18 protein-coding genes are annotated in these 20,534 nt (G+C 63.1%); 2 read left to right on the forward strand and 16 right to left on the reverse strand.

Going from position 1 to position 20,534, the window contains the following annotated elements:
• Window positions 1-22 precede the first annotated feature (22 nt).
• Window positions 23-1,366, reverse strand: a complete 1,344-nt coding sequence (locus BCA01S_RS26905; RefSeq protein WP_027779562.1) for a hemolysin family protein — start codon at window positions 1,364-1,366, stop codon at window positions 23-25.
• A gap of 92 nt (window positions 1,367-1,458) precedes the next feature.
• Complete coding sequence (locus tag BCA01S_RS26910) at window positions 1,459-2,262, reverse strand: sensor histidine kinase (RefSeq protein WP_027779563.1); 804 nt, start codon at window positions 2,260-2,262, stop codon at window positions 1,459-1,461.
• Window positions 2,263-2,444: 182 nt separating this feature from the next.
• Between BCA01S_RS26910 and BCA01S_RS26915 the strand changes: the two genes are divergently transcribed.
• Window positions 2,445-2,786: an FKBP-type peptidyl-prolyl cis-trans isomerase gene (locus tag BCA01S_RS26915; protein WP_006047612.1), complete on the forward strand. Its 342-nt coding sequence runs from the start codon at window positions 2,445-2,447 to the stop codon at window positions 2,784-2,786.
• Window positions 2,787-2,820: 34 nt separating this feature from the next.
• Window positions 2,821-3,597: an AraC family transcriptional regulator gene (locus tag BCA01S_RS26920; protein ID WP_027779564.1), complete on the forward strand. Its 777-nt coding sequence runs from the start codon at window positions 2,821-2,823 to the stop codon at window positions 3,595-3,597.
• Window positions 3,598-3,723: 126 nt separating this feature from the next.
• Here the strand turns inward: BCA01S_RS26920 and BCA01S_RS26925 are convergent, their stop codons facing one another.
• The 14 genes from BCA01S_RS26925 to leuB all read right to left on the reverse strand — a co-directional run bounded on the left by BCA01S_RS26925 (window position 3,724) and on the right by leuB (window position 20,509).
• Complete coding sequence (locus BCA01S_RS26925; RefSeq protein ID WP_027779565.1) at window positions 3,724-4,914, reverse strand: O-succinylhomoserine sulfhydrylase; 1,191 nt, start codon at window positions 4,912-4,914, stop codon at window positions 3,724-3,726.
• Between the two features lie 324 nt (window positions 4,915-5,238).
• Window positions 5,239-6,789 carry an amidophosphoribosyltransferase gene (gene purF, locus BCA01S_RS26930; RefSeq protein WP_027779566.1) on the reverse strand — a complete coding sequence of 517 codons (1,551 nt, stop codon included), beginning with the start codon at window positions 6,787-6,789 and terminating at the stop codon, window positions 5,239-5,241.
• A gap of 144 nt (window positions 6,790-6,933) precedes the next feature.
• The gene (locus BCA01S_RS26935) at window positions 6,934-7,428 is read right to left on the reverse strand and encodes a CvpA family protein (RefSeq protein ID WP_027779567.1); all 495 of its coding nucleotides are present in this window, start codon (window positions 7,426-7,428) and stop codon (window positions 6,934-6,936) included.
• Window positions 7,429-7,435: 7 nt separating this feature from the next.
• Window positions 7,436-8,395: an SPOR domain-containing protein gene (locus tag BCA01S_RS26940; protein WP_027779568.1), complete on the reverse strand. Its 960-nt coding sequence runs from the start codon at window positions 8,393-8,395 to the stop codon at window positions 7,436-7,438.
• Between the two features lie 29 nt (window positions 8,396-8,424).
• Window positions 8,425-9,735: a bifunctional tetrahydrofolate synthase/dihydrofolate synthase gene (gene folC / locus BCA01S_RS26945; protein ID WP_027779569.1), complete on the reverse strand. Its 1,311-nt coding sequence runs from the start codon at window positions 9,733-9,735 to the stop codon at window positions 8,425-8,427.
• Between the two features lie 186 nt (window positions 9,736-9,921).
• Window positions 9,922-10,794: an acetyl-CoA carboxylase, carboxyltransferase subunit beta gene (gene accD, locus BCA01S_RS26950; protein ID WP_012428630.1), complete on the reverse strand. Its 873-nt coding sequence runs from the start codon at window positions 10,792-10,794 to the stop codon at window positions 9,922-9,924.
• Between the two features lie 79 nt (window positions 10,795-10,873).
• Window positions 10,874-11,686, reverse strand: a complete 813-nt coding sequence (gene trpA, locus BCA01S_RS26955) for a tryptophan synthase subunit alpha (protein ID WP_027779570.1) — start codon at window positions 11,684-11,686, stop codon at window positions 10,874-10,876.
• 47 nt (window positions 11,687-11,733) lie between these two features.
• Complete coding sequence (locus BCA01S_RS26960; protein ID WP_027779571.1) at window positions 11,734-12,645, reverse strand: DNA-methyltransferase; 912 nt, start codon at window positions 12,643-12,645, stop codon at window positions 11,734-11,736.
• Between the two features lie 11 nt (window positions 12,646-12,656).
• Complete coding sequence (trpB, locus tag BCA01S_RS26965; RefSeq protein ID WP_027779572.1) at window positions 12,657-13,850, reverse strand: tryptophan synthase subunit beta; 1,194 nt, start codon at window positions 13,848-13,850, stop codon at window positions 12,657-12,659.
• A 52-nt stretch (window positions 13,851-13,902) separates the two neighbouring features.
• The gene (locus BCA01S_RS26970; protein WP_027779573.1) at window positions 13,903-14,628 is read right to left on the reverse strand and encodes a phosphoribosylanthranilate isomerase; all 726 of its coding nucleotides are present in this window, start codon (window positions 14,626-14,628) and stop codon (window positions 13,903-13,905) included.
• Window positions 14,618-15,436, reverse strand: a complete 819-nt coding sequence (gene truA, locus BCA01S_RS26975; protein ID WP_027779574.1) for a tRNA pseudouridine(38-40) synthase TruA — start codon at window positions 15,434-15,436, stop codon at window positions 14,618-14,620. Before truA ends, BCA01S_RS26970 begins: the two co-directional genes overlap by 11 nt.
• Window positions 15,433-17,760, reverse strand: a complete 2,328-nt coding sequence (locus BCA01S_RS26980; RefSeq protein WP_027779575.1) for a FimV C-terminal domain-containing protein — start codon at window positions 17,758-17,760, stop codon at window positions 15,433-15,435. The genes truA and BCA01S_RS26980 overlap by 4 nt, the downstream gene beginning before the upstream one ends.
• 140 nt (window positions 17,761-17,900) lie before the next feature.
• Window positions 17,901-19,022 carry an aspartate-semialdehyde dehydrogenase gene (gene asd / locus BCA01S_RS26985; protein WP_027779576.1) on the reverse strand — a complete coding sequence of 374 codons (1,122 nt, stop codon included), beginning with the start codon at window positions 19,020-19,022 and terminating at the stop codon, window positions 17,901-17,903.
• 419 nt (window positions 19,023-19,441) lie between these two features.
• Window positions 19,442-20,509, reverse strand: coding sequence for a 3-isopropylmalate dehydrogenase (gene leuB / locus BCA01S_RS26990; protein ID WP_027779577.1), 1,068 nt, complete (start codon window positions 20,507-20,509; stop codon window positions 19,442-19,444).
• Window positions 20,510-20,534 lie beyond the last annotated feature (25 nt).

The raw sequence follows: 20,534 nt of genomic DNA on the forward strand, positions 1-20,534 counted from the left end.
GCGGTGTTGGAGGCGTGAGACGCTAACCGCCTTCGTCGTCGAAGACCTTGGGGTACACGCGCACCAGCACGATGCGCGGACCCTTCATCTTTTTCACGACGACGTCGAAGCGATCGAATTCGACACGCTGCCCTTCTGTGGGCAGATCGTTGAGCGCCTGAATAACGAGGCCGCCAACCGATTCGGCCTTGCCTTCATCTATGTCGATACCCAGCGCACGCTCCAGCGACACGACCGGCAAGCTGCCCTTGCCCATCAACGTGCCGTCGTCCATGCGGGTCCAGTCGGCGTCGCCCTGACGGAATTCGTCGTGAATCTGGCCGACCAGCGCGCCGAGCAGGTTGTCGAGCGTGAGAAAACCGATAGGCTTCGAGTTCTTGTGACCGACCAGCGCCAAGTGCGGCGCACCCTTGCGGAAGCGGCGGAACAGTTCGAGCGCCGGCATTTCCGGCTTCACGTATTGAACGGGGCGCGCGTACTGCGTGAGATCGTCGAGCGTACTGCCGGCGTGGCGCGCCAGCAGCAGGTCCTTCAAATGGATCATGCCGGCTACGCGCTCGCCGGAGGCGTCCTCGAACAACGGATAGCGGCTGAAGCGATGCCGCGCCACAACCTGCATGTTCTCGCGCAGCGGCAAGTCGAGCCGCAAGCCGACCATTTCATACGACGGCCGCATCAGGTCGGACACCGTCATGCGCGAAAAGTCCAGCGAATGCGCAATGGTGTTCCACTCGTCCTGGCTATATGCGTCTTCCGGCGCGCCGCGTTCCGACGCAACGTTGGTGCGGCGGCTGCGCAGAATCAGCTTCAGCTCGTCGGTGGAGTAGTGCGAGTCGTGTGCATGGTCGGCGTTCAGACCGGCGAGCCTCAGCACTGCATTGGCACTCGTGTTGAGCACCCAGATGGCCGGATACATCGCCCAATAAAAGCCGTACAACGGTGTGGCGGCCCACAGCGAAACCTTCTCCGCTTCGCGAATTGCGAGCGACTTCGGCGCAAGTTCTCCCACTACGATATGCAGAAACGAAATACACGAAAACGCGAAGAAAAGCGAAATGCCGTGGATTAGTTTCTCGGATTCCACGCCGGCGAGGCTGAAAAGCGGCGTGAGCAGTTCGGCAAACGCAGGCTCGCCGATCCAGCCCAGGCCGAGCGACGCGAGCGTAATGCCCAACTGACAGGCCGACAGATAAGCGTCGAGGCGGCCATGCACCTTGGCGAGCAGACGTCCGCGCATGCCGTGCCTTTCGGCGAGGCTCTGCACGCGCGTCTGCCGCAGTTTGACCAGGCCGAATTCGGCGGCAACAAAGAAACCGTTCAGGGCGACGAGAAACAACGCACCGATAAGGGCGACAACCTGGATCAAAGCGGAGAGCTCCGGCGACAAAAGTTGTCAGTATAGAGGTTGAAAGCTCGCCGAAAAGTCAATCGCCAACAACATGCGCAAGGCGCGGCCATTCATCGGGGCGACGACGCGCTTAATGGAACACGCAAAGCGAGCGTGGCCGGCGCGGCTTCAGTGGCGTCATGCTGGTCGAAGCTGCCGCCGTGCGCTTGCGCGACACGCTTGCAGAGCGCAAGCACCCACGCGATGCGGTTAGCTTCCCGCGTTTCCCGAGCCTGCTTGCGCGCGAACGCTTCGAGCACATGAGGCAGCGACGGATCGTCCAGTGCGGCGCTCGTCTGGTACGTGACAGCGGCATGCCAGCTGGTCGCATCCGCGCGCGATTCCAGCGTGACAGTTGCGCCTTCTGCGCTGGATTCGACGGCGAACGTGAGCATTAGCCACAGCGCGGCGGCAAGACGCTCGCGATCGCCATTCAGTTGCTCGGTGGCGAGTTGAGAGTTGATCGCGATCTCCACGCGTCGCGAACGCGCGAGCGCTGAGCGTACCTCTTCGGCGGTTTCATCGAGCAGCGGATGAAGCGGGAACGGCTCATAAACGAGCGCGAGCGTTTTGGTTTCGGCGCGCGTGGCGTCGACGATCGTTTCGAGCAGCTTGACCTGCTGGTCCACGCCATTGCGGATGCCGGTGACCGCGCGCTGCGAATTGGGATCGTTGGCGTCGAGCTTACGTTCGAGCACGTAAGCCCAGCTATGGATAGCGTTCAACGGACCACGCAGATCGTGCGATACCAGCGAGAGCACGTGGTCGCGCATGAACAGCGCGGTTTCAGCGCGCAAATGCGCGGTGCGTTCGGATACGGCGAAGCCGGAAGTCACCGGTTGAGCGCCAGCGGATCCGGTTGAAGACGTTGTCACGATCGACCTCTCTGGCAATGCATGATGATTGGGGAGCCCCATTATAGGCATGCCGCCGGGCGTCATCACCCTGGCCGGATGGACGGCTGGAACGCAATCGTCGTGCCACGCGGCATTGTTCGACCGCACCACTCCAACGCGCCTACAATGTCGGTTTCACGTTTTGAACTGAGGAGCGACATATGTCGACTGTGACTACCGAATCCGGCTTGAAGTATGAAGACATCGTTGAAGGAACGGGCGCGGAAGCGGTTGCTGGCAAGACCGTCAGCGTGCACTACACCGGCTGGCTGACCGACGGCCAGAAGTTCGACTCGAGCAAGGACCGCAATGATCCGTTTGCGTTCGTGCTGGGCGGCGGCATGGTCATCAAGGGCTGGGACGAAGGCGTGCAAGGCATGAAGGTCGGCGGAACGCGCAAGCTGACCATTCCGCCGCAACTCGGCTACGGCGTGCGTGGCGCGGGCGGCGTGATTCCGCCCAACGCGACGCTCGTGTTCGAAGTCGAATTGCTCGACGTCTGAATCGTCGTTTGCTGTTCGCCATGGCGCCTTTCCGATGACGCACGCCGCTGTTACCGCACCGAGCGTTTCACTGCGCCGCTTCGAGGCGGCGCAAGCGTCGGACGTGCACGACTTTCACCAGGTCGTACTCGGGCTCCATGGCGCGATGGTGATGTCGGTGGACGGTGTCGCGCAACGGATCGACGCACACTGCGCCTGGCTCATTCCCGCGGGCGCGCGGCACGATTACGCGGGTCTCGGCGAGAACCGGCAACTGGTGCTGGATCTTCCGGCTACGACGCTCGCTGTGCCCGAGCGTCTGTTCGACCGTGCGCGAGCCGTCGCCGTCGACGCGCCGCTCACCGAACTTATTCAGCGCATTGCGTCGCGGGCCGCGAACGGTGCGCCGGCGGACGATCTCGACGCCCGTCGTTTCCATTGGGACGCTGCCGCACGTCTGGGCGCCGCGCTGGTGGCGGGCGCGGCCATGAAGGGCACCGAAGCCCCGGCCGCTGGACTCGACTTCGCGAGAATCGACCGCTGGCTGCGCGCGCATTTATCAGAGCCGCTACGTATCGCCGATCTCGCCGCGCATTGCGGCTTCGGCATGCGGCGCTTTCACCAGCTTTTTATCGAAGCGTTCGGCGAAACACCGCATCGCTATTTGCAGCGGCTGCGGCTCGATACGTCGCTCACGCTACTCGCCGATCCGCGGCTTTCGCTGACTGACATTGCGTTGGACATCGGCTTCGGCGATCAAAGCGCTTATACGCACGCGTTCACGCGACGGTTTGGTCTCGCGCCCGGTCAGTGGCGCGCGTTGCGGCAATGAGCGTTGCGCCGCTGAGCGTTGACCCAATGACGCGGTGAAACGCCACGCATTGCGGAATGAAAAAGGCGCGCTGACCGACCATCTCAGCGCGCCATGTACCCACTCTTTTCGATAACGCAGACTGCCTCAGCCTGCCAGACCGCGCTCCAGATCGGCGCGGATATCCGCTGCGTTCTCCAGCCCCACGGCGAGACGAATCAAGCCTTCCGTGATGCCTGCAGCAGCGCGCGCTTCGGGCGTCACGCGGCCATGCGTTGTCGTCGCCGGATGGGTGATGGTCGTGCGCGTGTCGCCGAGATTGCCGGTGATCGAGCAGATTTTCGTGCTGTCGATTACGCGCCAGGCGTTCGCTCGCATCTGTTCCGGCGTGTCGCCCTTCAACTCGAACGAGACGATCGCGCCGCCCGCCTTCTGCTGACGCATGGCCAGCGCGTGTTGCGGATGCGACTCGAGGCCAGGATAAAACACGCGATTTACGGCGGGATGGTCATCGAGCCAGCGTGCAATTTCAAGCGCGTTCGCCGACTGCTTTTCGACGCGCAGCGACAGCGTTTCCATGCCCTTGAGCAACACCCATGCGTTGAAGGCGGACAAGGTCGGCCCGGCGCTCCGCACGAACGGAAACACCTTTTCCATGATGAACTTCTTCGAGCCGACCAGCGCGCCGCCCAGCACACGCCCCTGACCGTCGAGGAACTTGGTGGCCGAATGCATGACGACGTCGGCGCCAAGCTTCAGCGGCTGTTGCAGGGCCGGGCTGCAGAAACAGTTGTCGACCACGAACAACGCATTGGCGGCTTTGGCGATCTTGCTGATTGCTTCGATGTCGGCAACCTCGGTCAGCGGATTCGACGGCGTTTCGAGGAAGAACATCTTCGTCTCCGGACGCACGGCGTTTTTCCACGCGTCCAGATTCGTCGGATCGACAAACGTGGTGGTGATGCCGAACTTGCTGAAAATCTGCGAGAACATGCCGAGCGTGGAACCGAACAACGCCTGCGAACTGACCAGGTGGTCGCCCGCTTGCAGCGTGGACATCACGACGGACATGATCGCGGCCATTCCCGAAGCAGTCGCCATGCACGCTTCGCCGCCTTCGAGCGCGGCAAGACGGTCCTGGAACATCGAGACGGTCGGGTTGGTGAAGCGCGAATACGTGTAATAGTCCTCGGAGTTCTTGAAGCGCTCGGCGGCGTCCGCAGCGCTCGCGAAGACGAAGCTCGACGTGAGGAATATGGCTTCCGAATGCTCGTTGAAGTCGCTGCGCACCGTGCCCGAGCGGACTGCCAGCGTATCGAAGTTCAGGGAGTCGTCCATGTTCGTTGTGGTTTCCAATGTTCCATGCCTGCGTTCGGTGCGCGGTTGGTATGCGGTTGTATGCAGCGAAACCGCGGCCGAACGGCAGCAACAAAAAAGCCCGCTTCTGTGCCGGCGCTTTTGCGTCGGTACAAGCGGGCTTCATATGCGGGGAAAAAGCTGGAGCGGAGGCGGATGGTTGCTGCTTGTCCACCATTCGCTTTAGCTGTTTTGGGTTGCCCCGCGTCCGCAAGCTGAGATCAAATCGACGCAAGTTGCCATGCTAACACGCTCGCGGCGCGGCGTGCACCGAGGCGCGCCATGCCGCGAACGGCAGTTCTGAACTCAGCCCACCGACAACTGCAAATGCAGCTGCGAGCGCGCTGGCCCGCCGCCGTCGATCGCTTCGCTCGCGGCGTCGCGATCCGATTGCGAAGACGGTGCGAGACGCGCCGTTTCAATGCGGTCGAGATATTCAGTGGTCACGTCGCCGGTCACGTAGTTACCGTCGAAACACGACGCTTCAAAGTCCTTCAGCGCCGGATTGATGTCGCGAACGGCTTGCTTGAGCGCATCGACGTCCTGATAGACGAGATGGTCGGCGCCGATCATGCGTGCCACTTCTTCGTCCGAGCGGCCGTGAGCGACGAGCTCGCCGCGCGTCGGCATGTCGATACCGTAGACGTTCGGGAATTTCACCGGCGGCGCGGCCGAAGCAAAAATCACCTTGTTCGCGCCGGCATCGCGCGCCATCTGCACGATTTCATGCGAGGTGGTGCCGCGCACGATCGAGTCGTCCACGATCAACACGTTTTTGCCCTTGAACTCGATGCCCATGGCATTCAGCTTCTGGCGCACCGACTTCTTGCGCACCGCCTGGCCCGGCATGATGAACGTGCGGCCGACATAGCGGTTCTTGAAGAAACCTTCGCGATACTCTACGCCCAGCTTCTTCGCGACCTGCATTGCGGCAGGACGGGACGAATCGGGAATTGGCATCACGACGTCGATTGCGACGTCAGGCAGCTCGCGCCTGATCTTCTCGGCGAGATAGTCGCCCATGCGCAGGCGTACGTTGTAGACCGGCACGCCGTCGAGCACCGAATCCGGACGCGCCAGATACACGAGCTCGAAAATGCACGGGTTCAGGCTCGGGTTCGTCGCGCACTGCTGCGAATGGAGATTGCCTTCGATGTCGATGAAAATCGCTTCGCCCGGCGCGATATCGCGCACGAACTCGAAACCGATACCTTCGATCGCCACCGACTCCGACGCGAGAATCCACTCGACGCCTTCCGCCGTTTCCTGCTTGCCGAGGCAAAGCGGGCGAATGCCGAACGGGTCGCGGAAGCCGAGCAGGCCGTAGCCGGCGATCAGCGAAACAATCGCATACGAACCGCGCACCCGGCGATGCACACCCGATACGGCCTTGAAGAGCGCGGCCGGATCCAGTTGCAGGCCCGAGCTCGAAAGCTGCAATTCGTGCGCGAGCACGTTGAGCATGACTTCCGTGTCGGAATTCGTGTTGATGTGGCGGCGATCGATGCGGAACATCTCATCTTTCAGCTGCTGCCAGTTGGTCAGATTGCCGTTGTGCGCGAGGATGATGCCGAACGGCGCGTTCACGTAGAACGGCTGGGCTTCTTCTTCGCTCGACGCCGAGCCGGCGGTCGGGTAGCGCACCTGGCCGATGCCGGTGTTGCCCGGCAGGCTGCGCATGTTGCGCGTGCGGAACACGTCGCGCACCATGCCGTTGGCCTTGTGCATGTGGAAATTGCTGCCGTTCGCCGTGGCGATGCCGGCGGCGTCCTGACCGCGGTGCTGCAGGAGCAGCAGGCTGTCATAGATCAGCTGGTTGACCGGAGAATGGGAAACTACGCCTACGATGCCGCACATGGCATGTCCTTCAAAGGTACGAAATTCGTCAGAGCGGCCGGTGCCTCGCAAGCGCACGATATGACGCGCGGGTTCGCGACATGATGTAGAGGCAGCCGGTTTGAGCCGGATTCCTGCGGCGTTCCTTGGACACTCATTTGCCCGTCACACACGGACGTAGGCAGCGAGCGTCTCCGGAAGCAGCGGTTTCATTACGTGCACGCCCTCTACCGCATATGGCCGCAGCAAGGCGTTGCGCCAGAATTCCTGTTGGGGCAATTCGGTCAAGCCTGCAAGGGCGACCAGAATCAGCACCAGAACGACCCCGCGCACGAGGCCGAACATCAAACCGAGCGAGCGGTCCACGCCGCTCAGGCCGGTAGCCTGCACGATGCGGCCAAGCAGCGCGTTCAGCACGCTCGCCACCAGCACCGCACCGATAGCCACCAACGCGAAGGCCAGCAGCCACTGCGTCAACGCGCCGCCCGGCCACGTGGACGGGATATACGGCACGACATAACCGACGAAGCGGCACGCAATGAAAAACGCCGCAATCCAGCCGATGAGCCCGAACACTTCGGACAAAAATCCGCGCCACGTGCCGCGCAAGGCCGACAAACCGATCACCGCCATTACAGCGTAGTCGAAGGCAGTGAACATCGCTCGCTTACTGTGCAGCGCCGTTGTTCACGCCCGACGCCAGGCCGGCCTCACGAACCTTTGCAATCGCGGCACTTGCCGCTGCCCGGTCCGCGAACGGCCCGGCACGCAAAAGTGTGAGCGACGTGCCGTCAGCCTGTTTCCGATGTTCGGTATATGCGGGCACTCCGGCCGCTTTCAACTTGGTTGCCCAACTGCGCGCATTCGCTTCGTTTGCAAAAGCGCCGAGCTGGACAGCGAAACGGCTGCCCGGCGGCGAGGCCGGCGTGCCCGAATTCGCGTCCGTATTGGCGACGGCGTTGGATTCCTCCGCCGATGGCGCGGCGGACGTTGCATTGCTGTGCGGTGCCGGCTTGCTGGCCGGCTTCGCCGCAACGGCTGGCGCCGCGGTGGCTGGCGCAGGTGCAGGCGCGGAGTTGGCGGCAACGGCGGGTGCCTGCGGCTTCACAGCCGGCTTGGCGGCGGGCGCAGGATTCGTGCTCGCTTCCGCCGGCTTGGCGTCCTGCTTTGCTTCCTGCGTGGCGTTCTTCTTTGCGCCGCCTGACTGCGTTTGCGCAGACGAAGTAGCGGGCGCGAGGCCTGAAGCCGCGAGCGCTGAGTCGGGCGTCGGATTGTCCGGCGCTACACCAGCCTGAGTGTCTTCCTCGCGCCGCGCGAGCTTGGGCGCCGGGCGACTCGGAATGTCGATGGAGATGTCGTCTGTGACGGGCTTCGGATGCGAGTCGAGCACCATGGGCAGCACGACCACCGCCGCGACGACCATTGCGATTGCACCAACCAGCCGACGCCGCGCGCGCTGCTTTTCGGGCAACGTGGGGTCGAGCAGCATCGCATCGGCGTCGACGGTGCGCTCCGTGCGGCGGGTCCGCCGCTCCACGCGCTCGCTACGGGCAGCCCGGGTGGAACTGGTGTTTGCGTCGCGCCGGCTGGGCGCGTCGTCTTTCTTGCCGAACGAGAAAATTCCCATGAATCGCTTGGTTCGAGCGTGGCGCCCGTTCAGTGTTGCTGCGATTTACGGTAGGCCATAACGCCGGCTACCGTATAGAAACTGCCGAAAACCACAATTCTATCATTCTCTGACGCCCGCTTTAGCGCATCTTGGTACGCCTCGGCAGGCGTGGCGTAGCGCGTCACGGTGCTGTCGGCGCTGTCGCCCACGCCTTGCGCGTGCAAGGCGGTTTCCAGTTCTTCCGCCGATGCCGCTCGCGGCGTCGGCAAATCGGCCACACACCAGTGGTCGATCTCGCCCTTCAGATGCGCGAGCACGCCGGCAATATCCTTATCGCCCATCATGCCGAACACCCCGTACGTGTACGGAAAGAAGCCCATATTGCCGAGGTTCTGGCTCAGCACGGCGGCTGCATGCGGATTGTGGCCGACGTCCAGAACGACTGCCGGTTTGCCCGGCAGGACCTGGAAACGTCCCGGCAATTCGACGTTCGCGAGACCCAGCCGGATGTCCTGGGCCGAGACCGGCAGACGGTCGCGGAGTGCCTCCAGACCGGCCAGCGCCGCGGAGGTATTGATCAACTGATTCGCGCCTCGCAGCGCCGGGTAGGCGAGCGCGGACCGCCGCAGCGTCGGGCCGACGTAGCTCCATTGCTGGCGCTCGCTGCCGGCCTGCCCTTCGTAGCGGAAATCTCGGCCGAATAACCACAATTCGGCGCCAATCTGGTCGGCATAGTCGATCAGCGTTTGCGGCGGGACCGGGTCCGCGCAGATCGCCGGCTTGCCCGCCCGGAAAATGCCAGCCTTTTCGAGCGCGATTTTCTCTCGCGTGTCGCCGAGGTATTCGGTGTGGTCGATGTCGATGCTCGTGATGATCGCGCAATCGGTGTCGAGAATGTTCACCGCGTCGAGGCGGCCACCCAGACCGACTTCGAAAATCACCGCGTCCAGTCCGCGCGACGCAAAGAGACTCATGATCGCCAGCGTCGTGAATTCGAAGTAAGTGAGCGAGACCGGCTCGGCAAGGCTCGCCCGTGCGGTTTCGACCTTTTCGAAGTGCGACAGCAGTTCGGCGTCGCTCGCCATCTCGCCGTTTATCCGCGCGCGCTCGTTAAACGACAGCAAATGCGGAGAAGTATGACAACCCACGGTAAAACCGGCGCGCAGCAGGATCGATTCGAGGATCGCGCAGGTCGAGCCCTTGCCGTTCGTTCCGCCGACCGTGATCACCGGGCACGCGAACGACAGCTCCATCGCGTCGCGCACCTGACTGATGCGCGTGAGACCCATGTCGATGCCGACCGGATGCGCGGATTCAAGGTGCGTGAGCCACGCGTCGAGGGTGGGGAATGTGGTCATCGGGTGAATCGCGAGAAAATCATTGAGCGGTGCGACGAACATGCGCGGGAAGGCACATGGTGCTGCAGGTGAGACCGTGATTATCCCGGAAATGACAGCGCGCCGCTTGATTGCTCACGCGGCGCGCTGTTTTTACTGCTTTTCGACGAGAAAGGCGTTCGACGGACCGTGCCGGTCAAGCGCCGCTTACGCGACGGCGTCCGCCGGCTGATGGCTCAGCAACGCCATCAATTGAGCGAGTTCTTCGCGCAGCTTGCGACGGTCCACGATCATGTCGATGGCGCCCTTCGTCAACAGGAACTCGGCGCGCTGGAAGCCTTCCGGCAGTTTTTCACGCACGGTTTGTTCGATCACACGCGGGCCGGCGAAGCCGATCAGCGCCTTCGGTTCCGCGATCACGACGTCGCCGAGGAACGCGAAACTCGCCGAGACACCGCCCATGGTCGGGTCGGTCAGCACCGAGATGAACGGCAGCTTGGCTTCGGCCAGCTTGGTCAGCATGGCGGTGGTTTTCGCCATTTGCATCAGCGAGAGCAGGCTTTCCTGCATCCGCGCGCCGCCCGAAGCGGTGAAGCAGATGAACGGCACTTTTTGCTCGAGCGCGTTCTGGGCGCCGCGCGCAAAGCGCTCGCCGACCACGGAGCCCATCGAGCCGCCCATGAACGAGAATTCGAAGCAGGCCACGACAACTGGCAGCGTGTGAATCGCGCCGCCCATGACGACCATTGCGTCGGTTTCGTCGGTGTCGTCCATCGCCTCTTTCAGGCGGTCCGGGTACTTGCGGCTGTCTTTGAACTTGAGGGCGTCGACCGGAACGATTTCCTGACCGATTTCGTAGCGGCCTTCAGGATCCAGCAAGCCGTCCAGCCGCTCGCGCGCGCCGATACGCATGTGGTGATCGCACTTCGGGCAAACGTGCAGATTCGCCTCGACGTCGTTGCGGTACAGCACAGCTTCGCACGACGGGCACTTGATCCACAGGCCTTCCGGAATCCCCTTGCGGTTCTTCGGGTCGGTTTGTTTGATTTTCGGCGGCAGCAGCTTATCGAGCCAGCTCATATTCAATCCTTCTGGGGTCAACGGTCGAGCAAACGGCGGGACAAACCCGCCGCTCGCACTACAGACGACAAAATTACTGTTATCGGGCGGTCGCGACGCTATCGAGCGCCTCGCGCACTTCGGCGACGAAGCGGGTGAGCGTCCCGGCGGCGGCTTCGGGAGCCGTCTGCTCGAGCAATTGCACGATACGGCTGCCGATCACAACGGCGTCGGATACTTCGGCCACGAGACGCGCCGTTTCGGCGTCACGGATGCCAAAACCGACGCCCACCGGCAAGGGCACGCGCGACTTGATGGCCGGGATTTTACTCGCGATGCTGGAAACGTCCAGATTTGCCGCTCCGGTTACGCCTTTCAACGAGACGTAATAGACGTAGCCGCTGGCTATTTTGCCGACTTCCGCGATACGCTCGTCGGTCGACGTGGGCGCCAGCAAAAAGATCGGGTCGATGCCCGCGGAGCGCATTTTTTCGGCGAAGTTAGCGCATTCTTCCGGCGGATAGTCGACTACCAGCACACCGTCGACGCCCGCTTCCTTCGCGGCCTTCGCAAAGGCTTCCGCGCCCATGCGCTCGATGGGATTGGCGTAGCCCATCAGCACGACGGGCGTGGTGTCGTTGGTCTCGCGGAAGCGTTTCACATCGGCGATCACGTGGCGCAACGACACGCCGTGTGCGAGTGCGCGCTCGGACGACTGCTGGATGACAGGACCGTCCGCCATTGGGTCAGAAAACGGCACGCCCAGCTCGATCACATCGGCGCCGCCTGCGGCAAGCGCGTGCATGAACTCGACCGTGCGGGCTGGATCCGGATCGCCGGCCGTCATGAAAGGAATCAGGCCTTTCTTGCCTTGCGCTGACAGCGCGTCGAACGTGCTCTTGATACGGGACATGGAGTTATTCTCGATTAAGCTACTGCGCTGGCGCTCGGCGCGTTGCGTCATTGAACTTCGGTTTGCCGCTGAGCCTTGGGTTTGGCCGGCCGACGCGTTGCGGGCGCGGAAGCAGCCGCGCTTACGCGTTCGCGCGCTATCGCGCAGTAACTTTCATTGATCTCATAGCCGACGAATTCGCGCTGCTGACGGGCGCAAGCGACTGCGGTGGTGCCGCTGCCCATGAACGGGTCGAGCACGCGGCCGCCCTTCGGACAACTTGCCAGCACCATTCGCTCGACAATCTCCAAAGGCTTTTGCGTGGGATGGTCGACGCGCTCGGCGTGTTGCCGGTGCAGCCTCGATACAGACCAGACGTCCTTTGGATTATAGCCAAGCTCCAGCCACTTACTGCCCTCGAACAACTTACGCGAACGCGCCTTCTTCGTGACTGCATCGTACGGGATACGGACGGGATCGAGGTCGAAATAGTAATCTTTCGACACCGCGAAAAAACCGATGTTGTCATGCACCGAAGTAAACCGGCGCACCGTTCCGCCCATGCTCGGCACGCGCCGATCCCAGATGATTTCGTTGATCATCGTGAGCTTTGTCTTCAGGAAGCTGAAGATTTCCGGCGCGTACTGCCACGTGCAAAAGATATAAAGCGAGCCCGACGGCTTGAGCTTCGGGATTGCCAGCTCCAGCCAACCACGCGTCCAGGCGAGAAAATCGTCGCCGGTTCGCATGTCTGAGTCGTTGCCATAATCCTTGCCGAGCCCATATGGCGGATCGCACAAGATCAGGTCGATCGACCCGTCAGGAATGTTCGCTACATCGGTCAGGAAATCGCGGTTCATCAACTGGATGCCCGCAGGCACCTGCGGCAAAAGCAGAGCAGGCACCCCGGGCGTCAGAGGCTCGCCGGCCGGCGCTATTTCAGTGGTCGCCGGTTGCGGCTCGTCGAACTCGTCACGCATCGTTGCGGCGCTCAGAACTGGATGCCCGATCGCTCGGCGACCGTGTGCATGTCCTTGTCGCCGCGGCCCGACAGGTTCACCAGGAGGTGCTTGTCCTTGGGCAGCGTCGGCGCGAGCTTCGTGGCGTAAGCCAGCGCGTGGCTGGACTCCAGCGCCGGAATGATGCCCTCGATGCGGCAGCAGTCGTGGAACGCCTTGAGCGCTTCTTCGTCGGTGATACCAACGTATTGGGCGCGGTTGATCTCTTTTAGCCACGCATGCTCAGGCCCGACGCCCGGATAATCCAGGCCCGCCGAGATCGAATGTGTCTCGATGATCTGCCCGTTCTCGTCTTGAAGCAGATAGGTACGGTTGCCGTGCAGAACCCCTGGACTGCCGCCGATCAGCGAGGCGGCGTGACGGCCCGACTCGATGCCGTCGCCCGCTGCTTCCACGCCGATAAGCTCGACCGCAGTGTCGTCGATGTACGGATAAAAAATGCCCATTGCGTTCGAACCGCCGCCAACGCACGCGATGACCACGTCAGGCTGCCGCCCAATGAGTTCGGGCATCTGCACTTTGCACTCGTCGCCGATCACACGCTGGAAGTCGCGCACCATCATCGGATAAGGATGCGGCCCCGCCACCGTGCCGATGATATAGAACGTGTTTTCGACGTTCGTCACCCAGTCGCGCATTGCTTCGTTCAGCGCGTCCTTGAGCGTGCGCGACCCCGACTCCACCGGTACAACCGAGGCGCCGAGCAGCTTCATCCGGTAGACGTTCGCAGCCTGGCGGCGCACGTCTTCGGCGCCCATGTAGACCACGCATTCCATACCGAAACGCGCGGCGATGGTCGCCGTCGCGACGCCGTGCTGGCCCGCGCCGGTTTCGGCGATCACACGCGGTTTGCCCATGCGCTTGGCCAGCAATGCCTGGCCGATCACATTGTTGATCTTGTGCGCGCCGGTGTGATTAAGGTCTTCGCGCTTGAGGAAAATCTGCGCGCCGCCCAGCAGTTCGCTCCAACGCTGCGCGTGGTAAATCGGCGACGGCCGGCCGACGAAATACTTCAGTTCGCGCTCGTATTCGGCGACGAACTCCGGATCTTTCTGGAATTTCTCGTAGGCAGCACGCAGCTCGTCGAGCGCGTGAACCAGCGTTTCAGCGACGAACACGCCGCCAAACTGGCCGAAATGGCCTCTTTCGTCAGGCAAGTTGTACATGGTGATCACTCATATCTGGCGCGCGGCATTTTTCGGGTGCCGCGCCGCGAAATCATCCGGCATCCGCCGCGCGCACCGCGCGCACGAATGCCGCCATCCGGGCGTGATCTTTCACGCCCCTGGCGCCCGGTACTTCGATGCCGCTCGAGACATCGACCGCGTACGGGCGCACGCGATGGATCGCGTCACTGACGTTTTGCGCGTTCAACCCACCACTCAAAACGGCCCGACGCGCGAGCTCTGCTGAAATAAGTGACCAATCGAAAACCTTCCCGCCGCCGCCATAGCCTTCGACATGGGTGTCGAACAGAAAGCCGCTGGCAGCTGAATAGTTGAGAGCCGATTTTACCAAATCGGCCGGTTGAGTATCCGCCGCAACTCGCAGCGCGCGCAACCAAGGCAAACCCGCAACGCTGGCGAGCGATTCGCACTGGTCCGCCGTCTCGTCGCCGTGAAACTGCAACAGCGAAAGCCCGACGTTGCTGACCACCTCGCGCATCCAGTCGGGCGAGGGGTTCACGAACAAGCCGACCACCGACACGAACGGCGGCACCTGATGCACGAGCTCGACGGCCTGCGCAACACTCACCGAACGCGGGCTCGGCGGGTAGAACACGAGGCCGATGGCGTCGGCGCCGAGATCTATCGCGTGGCTGACGTCGGCGGGTTTCGACAGCCCGCACAGCTTGATGCGCGTGCGCCGCGGAATGCCTTGCTCAGGCGCGGCAGCGCCGGCTTCATTCGCGAGGCTGTCGGTCCCGTGATTTTCAAAGTTCATGATGTGCCTGCTCGTTCCATACGGTACTCCACGGCACGCTGCCTGTCTGCGGCGCGGGCACCGCGAAGTGCTCAGGATAGCCCACTTGCGCGAGATACAACCCGTCCGGCATGAAGGTCGGCGCCGCCCATTCGCGGTCGCGGCTCGCGAGCACTTCGGCCATCCACGGGACCGGGCGTCGCCCCTTGCCGACATAGACCAGGCACCCCATCAGGTTGCGCACCATGTGATGCAGGAACGCGTTCGCCCGGAAGCGGAAGTGGATGAAGTCGCCCTGTTGCTGAATGTCGATCTGGTACAGATGCTTGACCGGCGTCTTGGCCTGACATTGCGACGAGCGAAACGCCGAAAAGTCGTGTTCACCAATCAAAAGGGCGGCGGCTGCCCGCATCGCGTCTATATCGAGCGACGTGTGCACCCAACCGGCGCGCGCTGCGAGCATCGGCGAGCGCACCGGATGCACGTACAACAGATAGTGATACGTGCGCTCGAACGCCGAAAACCGCGCGTGGAACGCTTCCGGCACCGGCTTCGCCCACTGCACAGAGATTGTTTTCGGCAGAAACGAGTTCGTCCCGCGAATCCACGAAATGTCCGCTCGGTCCAGCTCCGTATCGAAATGCACGACCTGGCCGAGCCCATGCACGCCCGTGTCCGTGCGACCGGCGACGACGGTATGCACCGGCGACTGTGCGAATTCGCGCAGCGCCTTTTCGAGCTCGTCCTGAACCGTGTTGCCATGCGGCTGCGACTGCCATCCGCAGAACGCCGAACCGTCGTACTGGACGCCTAAAGCAATCCGCTTCACGACAACGGAGCGAGCGTCGAGAGCAACGCGCGGGCGTCGTTGCGCGTGGCCGGATCGTTTGACTCGATCACTTCGTTAATCAGCGTACGTGCGCCGGCAAGGTCGCCCAGTTCGATGTACTCGGCCGCCAGGTCCAGCTTGTTGCGCGCGATGCGGGCAAGGTCAGCAGGCGTGAACGCCGGCAGCGGTTGGGCCGGGCTTGGCGGCAACTCCAGATCGAAATCGAGCTTCAGCGCGCCGAAGCCCGCTGTGCCGAGGTTGCCGGCACCGAGACCTGCCACGGCAGCACGGCCGGCGGTCCCGGCTGCGATTTCGTCGGCCGCATGCGGGGCTTCCTCCGCATCGGGCGGCAGCACGGCTTGCCGCGCCGTTGCTTCCTGAGACGCGACGGGCTGTGTGCTCAGCGACTCGGGCGCATGAACGGTTTCTGCCGCCGACTCCACGCGCGGCGGCAGGGGCATATCGAGACTGCCGAATGCATCGAGGGCGTCGCGCGGGAAGTCCGCCGGCGCCTGGACGCGCGGCTGGTCGGCCGCTGCAGGCTGCGCGGGCGTGTCGACTTGATCGTCGTGGACTTGCGCGGTTGTCGCCAGCGGTTGAGGACTCAAAGGCTCCATCGGCTCGGCCGGCAGCGGCTCGTCGTCCCATTCGAGACGATGCGAAAGCGGTTCCGGCTCCCACGCCTCGTTAACCTGCTCTAGCGGCTCGAGCGGCGCGCGCGGCAGCGCGTCGGCGCCTAGCTCGGCGGCGGCGTCGAGGCTCGCGACGGTCGTCGCGTCGTCCAGTTCGTGGTGGAGCTGGGCCGGCGGGAGTTCGGATCGTTCCAGTGCAGCGGCTTCCGCGGGCGCGGCGTGTTCGTCGCTCAGCTCAGCGTTCGGCGCCGGGAAGTCCGCCGATGACTCGTGCTCTGCGGCTGGCTGGGCCGTCTCGCGCACGCCCGCGACCTCGTCGGCAGCGAATTGCGCAGTATCCGGCTCTGCTGCTCCCTGCTCTGCCGTCTGGCGCGCTTCAGCCTCGCGCGAAGCGGCTGCGCGAATTTCCGCCTCACGCTCTGCGGCAAGACGCTCCGACATTTCGCGAGCGGCGGCTTCGCCCTCGGCAGCTTCGCGCTCGGCGGCTGCCATCGCGGCCGCATGCTGCGCGGCGGCGGCGTCCGCGCTGGTCAGATTCGGCTCGACCACGTCGTCTGCAGGCACAACCGGATTGGACGGCTCAGCCGCGCCGGACGCCGCTATGCCGTCCGCTGACGCAGCGTGTTCCTCCTGCGCCAGACGCTCACGCTTGCGCCGGCCAAGACGCAAGGCGGTCAACAGCACGACCAGCGCAGCGCCGACCGCCGCCGCGATAGCAAGGTTCGTCTGCGAAATACCAGTGTCGTTCGACGTAGTGGTTGCAGTGCCCGGATGACCGGCCACGACCGCGGCAGACGACGCGCCCCCCGCCGATTGCGTGCCGCTTGCAACAGGCGCGACCGGCGCTGCGGGGGCCTTGCCGATGCCGTGCTTCTGCAACTCCATCAGCACGCGATTCTTGAGCGCGAGCAACTGCTGCAAGCTCGACACTTGCGCGCGCGGCTGCGAGGCGCCAGCGGTGGCGGCTGCGTCGCTCGCCGAAGACTGGACCGAGCCGGCCCACACATGCGTGCCGCTCGCAGCCGATGCAGCTTGCGATCCGGCAGCAGTAGCAGCAGTAGCCGACGATGCCGCGTCGCTCGTCACAGCGGAGCTTGCGTCGCTGGCCGAGCCCTGAACCGCGGGCGCCGGCGACGTCGCAGCTTGCGTAGCGGGGCTTTGCCCGCCTGCCGCACTCGCCGCTGCTGCATTGCCCGGCGCGGCGCTGCTTGCGCCGGATCCAACTGCCGCATTCGACGACGAGCCGTTGTCGGCCGTCGGCGCCGATGCCGAACCCGTTGCAGACGCTGCAACCGCGCCCGACGCGTCCAGCGCCGGCACGTTCAGCACTGAGCCCAATCGCATGCGGCTCGGATCGTGGCCCATGAAGGCGCTCGGATTTGCGTCGAAGAGCGCGCGGGCCGCGCGAGCGAGCGTGGCGCGGTCGTGCGACTGCGTGACGGCAATCGCCACGTCATTCAGCGACTGACCGGGCCGCACCGTATATTGGCCGCCAGTCGCAGAGGAGACGGGCGCGGTTCCGGAAGCGGATACGGAAGCGCCGTCCGGCGCGCTCGCTGCGTCGACGGGCGCGGCCATGGCGCTGCTCGAAGCGGCGCCAGCCAGCATCAACGCCAAAGCGGCTGCGACCGCAAGGCGGCCGGTATCTGGGCGCGCAAACATGGCCCGAAGGGAAGAGAGTCGAAGATTCATCGGGACTCCTGGCGCGTCAGCGCGCGGCCCTTTTTTGCGGTTATAAAAAGACAAGATATTCGGAGCACACAAATGAAAAAAGCGCCGCGCAAGCGCGACGCTTCTTGAGTTTTCTACGCGTCGTGACCGCGTAGTTTACTTTACTTGTCGAGCACAATGCGAAGCATACGGCGCAGCGGCTCGGCCGCGCCCCACAACAGCTGGTCGCCGACCGTGAACGCCGACAGATATTCGCCGCCCATAGCCAGCTTGCGCACCCGGCCGACCGGCACCGTAAGCGTTCCGGTGACCACTGCCGGCGAGAGGTCGCGCATGGACGCTTCGCGCTCGTTCGGGACAACCTTGACCCAGTCATTGCCCGAAGCGAGGATGCTGTTCACTTCGTCGAGCGGCACGTCTTTGTTCAGCTTGATGGTCAACGCCTGCGAGTGGCAACGCATCGCGCCGATCCGCACGCACAGGCCGTCTACCGGAATCGAACCCGGCGTGCCCATGGCCGGCTTGCCGAGAATCTTGTTGGTTTCGGCACCGCCCTTCCACTCTTCCTTCGACATGCCGTTGCCAAGGTCTTTGTCGATCCACGGAATCAGCGAGCCGGCGAGCGGCACGCCGAAGTTGTCGGTCGGCATGCGGTCGCTATTCATGGCGGACAACACGCGGCGGTCGACATCGAGAATCGCCGACGACGGATCAGCCAGATCTTCTTTGGCTGCGCCGTATAGCGTGCCCATTTGTTGCAGCAGCTCGCGCATGTTCTGCGCGCCCGCGCCCGACGCGGCCTGATACGTCATGGCCGTCATCCAGTCGACGAGGTTCTCGCGGAACAGGCCACCGAGCGCCATCAGCATCAGGCTGACCGTGCAATTACCGCCGATGAAATTCTTCTGCCCCTTCACAAGCGCGTTCTTGATCACGTCGAGGTTGACCGGATCGAGAATGATGACCGCGTCGTCCTTCATGCGCAGCGACGAAGCTGCGTCGATCCAGTAGCCGTTCCAGCCGGCCGCGCGCAGCTTCGGGAACACCTCGTTCGTGTAGTCGCCGCCCTGGCACGAGATGATTGCTTCGCACTTCTTCAGTTCTTCGATGCTTGTTGCATCTTTGAGCTTGGTCTCGTTTTTGGCGAACGACGGCGCGTTGCCGCCCGTGTTGCTGGTGCTGAAAAACACCGGTTCGATCAAGTCGAAATCACCTTCCTGTTGCATGCGTTGCATCAGGACGCTGCCGACCATGCCGCGCCAACCTACGAGACCTACGTTCATGACTTCATACCCTTCGAGTGGAAACTTCCCCGCATCTTTGCCCGCAGTGACCGCGCGGGGAAGATGAGCGGGCACGACGGACGATCAGCGCTTCGTGATCGTTTTCGGGGTAATCGTTTTAATGGATGTTGCGGTGGTAATGGCGAGCTTAACCACACGGGCCGTTTTGCCGTGCAGTTTCGAAATCGAGGAGATTTGAGCCGTTTGTGCCATCGCTACAATATACACGAAAACCGGAATCCGGCGACGTGAATGTCCGTCGCTGCCGTCCGTATTACGCGCGAATCGGCCTTTTTGAAGGCCGATTCGCGTTTTTGAGGCTGATTAATGGCCTGGCTGATCGGACTGACTAAGCGAACTGACTGATCTTCCGTCAAGCCAGGCGAGCAGCCAAAAGCTGCTACGCGCCCGAGCGGTAGTTACAGCGCCGCGACGACAGCGTCGCCCATTGCGACAGTGCCGACCTGCTTGCAACCGGGCGTCAGAATGTCGCCGGTCCGGTAGCCTTGTTCGAGTACCTTCTTCACCGCATTTTCGACGCGATCCGCCTGCTCGGCCTTGTTCAGCGAATAACGCAGCATCATGGCAGCCGACAAAATGGTGGCCAGCGGATTCGCGACGCCCTTGCCCGCGATGTCCGGCGCGGAACCGTGCGACGGCTCGTACAAGCCCTTGTTGTTCTTGTCGAGCGAGGCCGACGGCAGCATGCCGATCGAGCCCGTCAGCATTGCCGCTTCGTCCGAAAGAATGTCGCCGAACATATTGCCGGTCACGATTACGTCGAACGACTTCGGCGCCTTGACGAGTTGCATCGCGGCGTTGTCGACGTACATGTGCGACAACTCCACATCCGCGTATTCCTTCGACACGTCGATCATGACGTCTTTCCAGAATTGCGACGTTTCGAGCACATTGGCTTTGTCCACCGAGGTCAGCTTCTTGCCGCGCTTTTGCGCCGCCTGAAACGCGACGTGGGCGATGCGGCGCACTTCGGGCTCCGAGTAGCGCATCGTGTCGAAGCCTTCCTTCGAGCCGGCGAACAGGCCGTCAGGCGCTTCGCGCACGCCGCGCGGCGCGCCGAAGTAGATGTCGCCGTTCAACTCGCGCACGATCAGAATATCGAGACCCGAAACGATCTCTTCCTTCAGCGACGAAGCACCGGTCAATTGCGGATAGCAGATCGCCGGCCGGAAGTTCGCGAACAATTGCAGATGCTTGCGCAGACCGAGAATCGCCTGCTCCGGGCGCAGCGCGCGTTCGAGCTTGTCGTACTTCCAGTCGCCGACGGCGCCGAACAGAATGGCGTCGGCTTCCTTAGCGAGCGCGAGCGTGGAATCGGGCAGCGGATGACCCTTCGCTTCGTAGCCCGCGCCGCCAACCGGCGCTTCTTCCAGTTCAAACTTTTCGCCAAGCACGTTCAGAACCTTCACGGCCTCTTTGACGATTTCGGGACCGATGCCGTCGCCCGGCAGCACTGCGATCTTCATGCGAATTCCTTAATGATTTTTCTTC

It is taken from the genome of Paraburkholderia caledonica NBRC 102488 (assembly GCF_000685095.1).
Taxonomy (GTDB): Bacteria; Pseudomonadota; Gammaproteobacteria; order Burkholderiales; family Burkholderiaceae; genus Paraburkholderia; species Paraburkholderia caledonica.

Excerpts from the sequence above, each read along its gene's own strand:
- BCA01S_RS26915 (WP_006047612.1), top strand. The coding sequence starts at position 2,445 with ATGTCGACTGTGACTACCGAATCCGGCTTGAAGTATGAAGACATCGTT.
- folC (WP_027779569.1), bottom strand. The coding sequence starts at position 9,735 with ATGACCACATTCCCCACCCTCGACGCGTGGCTCACGCACCTTGAATCC.
- trpB (WP_027779572.1), bottom strand. The coding sequence starts at position 13,850 with ATGTACAACTTGCCTGACGAAAGAGGCCATTTCGGCCAGTTTGGCGGC.
- BCA01S_RS26925 (WP_027779565.1), bottom strand. The coding sequence starts at position 4,914 with ATGGACGACTCCCTGAACTTCGATACGCTGGCAGTCCGCTCGGGCACG.
- leuB (WP_027779577.1), bottom strand. The coding sequence starts at position 20,509 with ATGAAGATCGCAGTGCTGCCGGGCGACGGCATCGGTCCCGAAATCGTC.
- BCA01S_RS26920 (WP_027779564.1), top strand. The coding sequence starts at position 2,821 with ATGACGCACGCCGCTGTTACCGCACCGAGCGTTTCACTGCGCCGCTTC.
- BCA01S_RS26960 (WP_027779571.1), bottom strand. The coding sequence starts at position 12,645 with ATGCGTGACGAGTTCGACGAGCCGCAACCGGCGACCACTGAAATAGCG.
- asd (WP_027779576.1), bottom strand. The coding sequence starts at position 19,022 with ATGAACGTAGGTCTCGTAGGTTGGCGCGGCATGGTCGGCAGCGTCCTG.
- trpA (WP_027779570.1), bottom strand. The coding sequence starts at position 11,686 with ATGTCCCGTATCAAGAGCACGTTCGACGCGCTGTCAGCGCAAGGCAAG.
- BCA01S_RS26935 (WP_027779567.1), bottom strand. The coding sequence starts at position 7,428 with ATGTTCACTGCCTTCGACTACGCTGTAATGGCGGTGATCGGTTTGTCG.
- accD (WP_012428630.1), bottom strand. The coding sequence starts at position 10,794 with ATGAGCTGGCTCGATAAGCTGCTGCCGCCGAAAATCAAACAAACCGAC.
- BCA01S_RS26970 (WP_027779573.1), bottom strand. The coding sequence starts at position 14,628 with ATGAACTTTGAAAATCACGGGACCGACAGCCTCGCGAATGAAGCCGGC.
- BCA01S_RS26940 (WP_027779568.1), bottom strand. The coding sequence starts at position 8,395 with ATGGGAATTTTCTCGTTCGGCAAGAAAGACGACGCGCCCAGCCGGCGC.
- BCA01S_RS26980 (WP_027779575.1), bottom strand. The coding sequence starts at position 17,760 with ATGAATCTTCGACTCTCTTCCCTTCGGGCCATGTTTGCGCGCCCAGAT.
- purF (WP_027779566.1), bottom strand. The coding sequence starts at position 6,789 with ATGTGCGGCATCGTAGGCGTAGTTTCCCATTCTCCGGTCAACCAGCTG.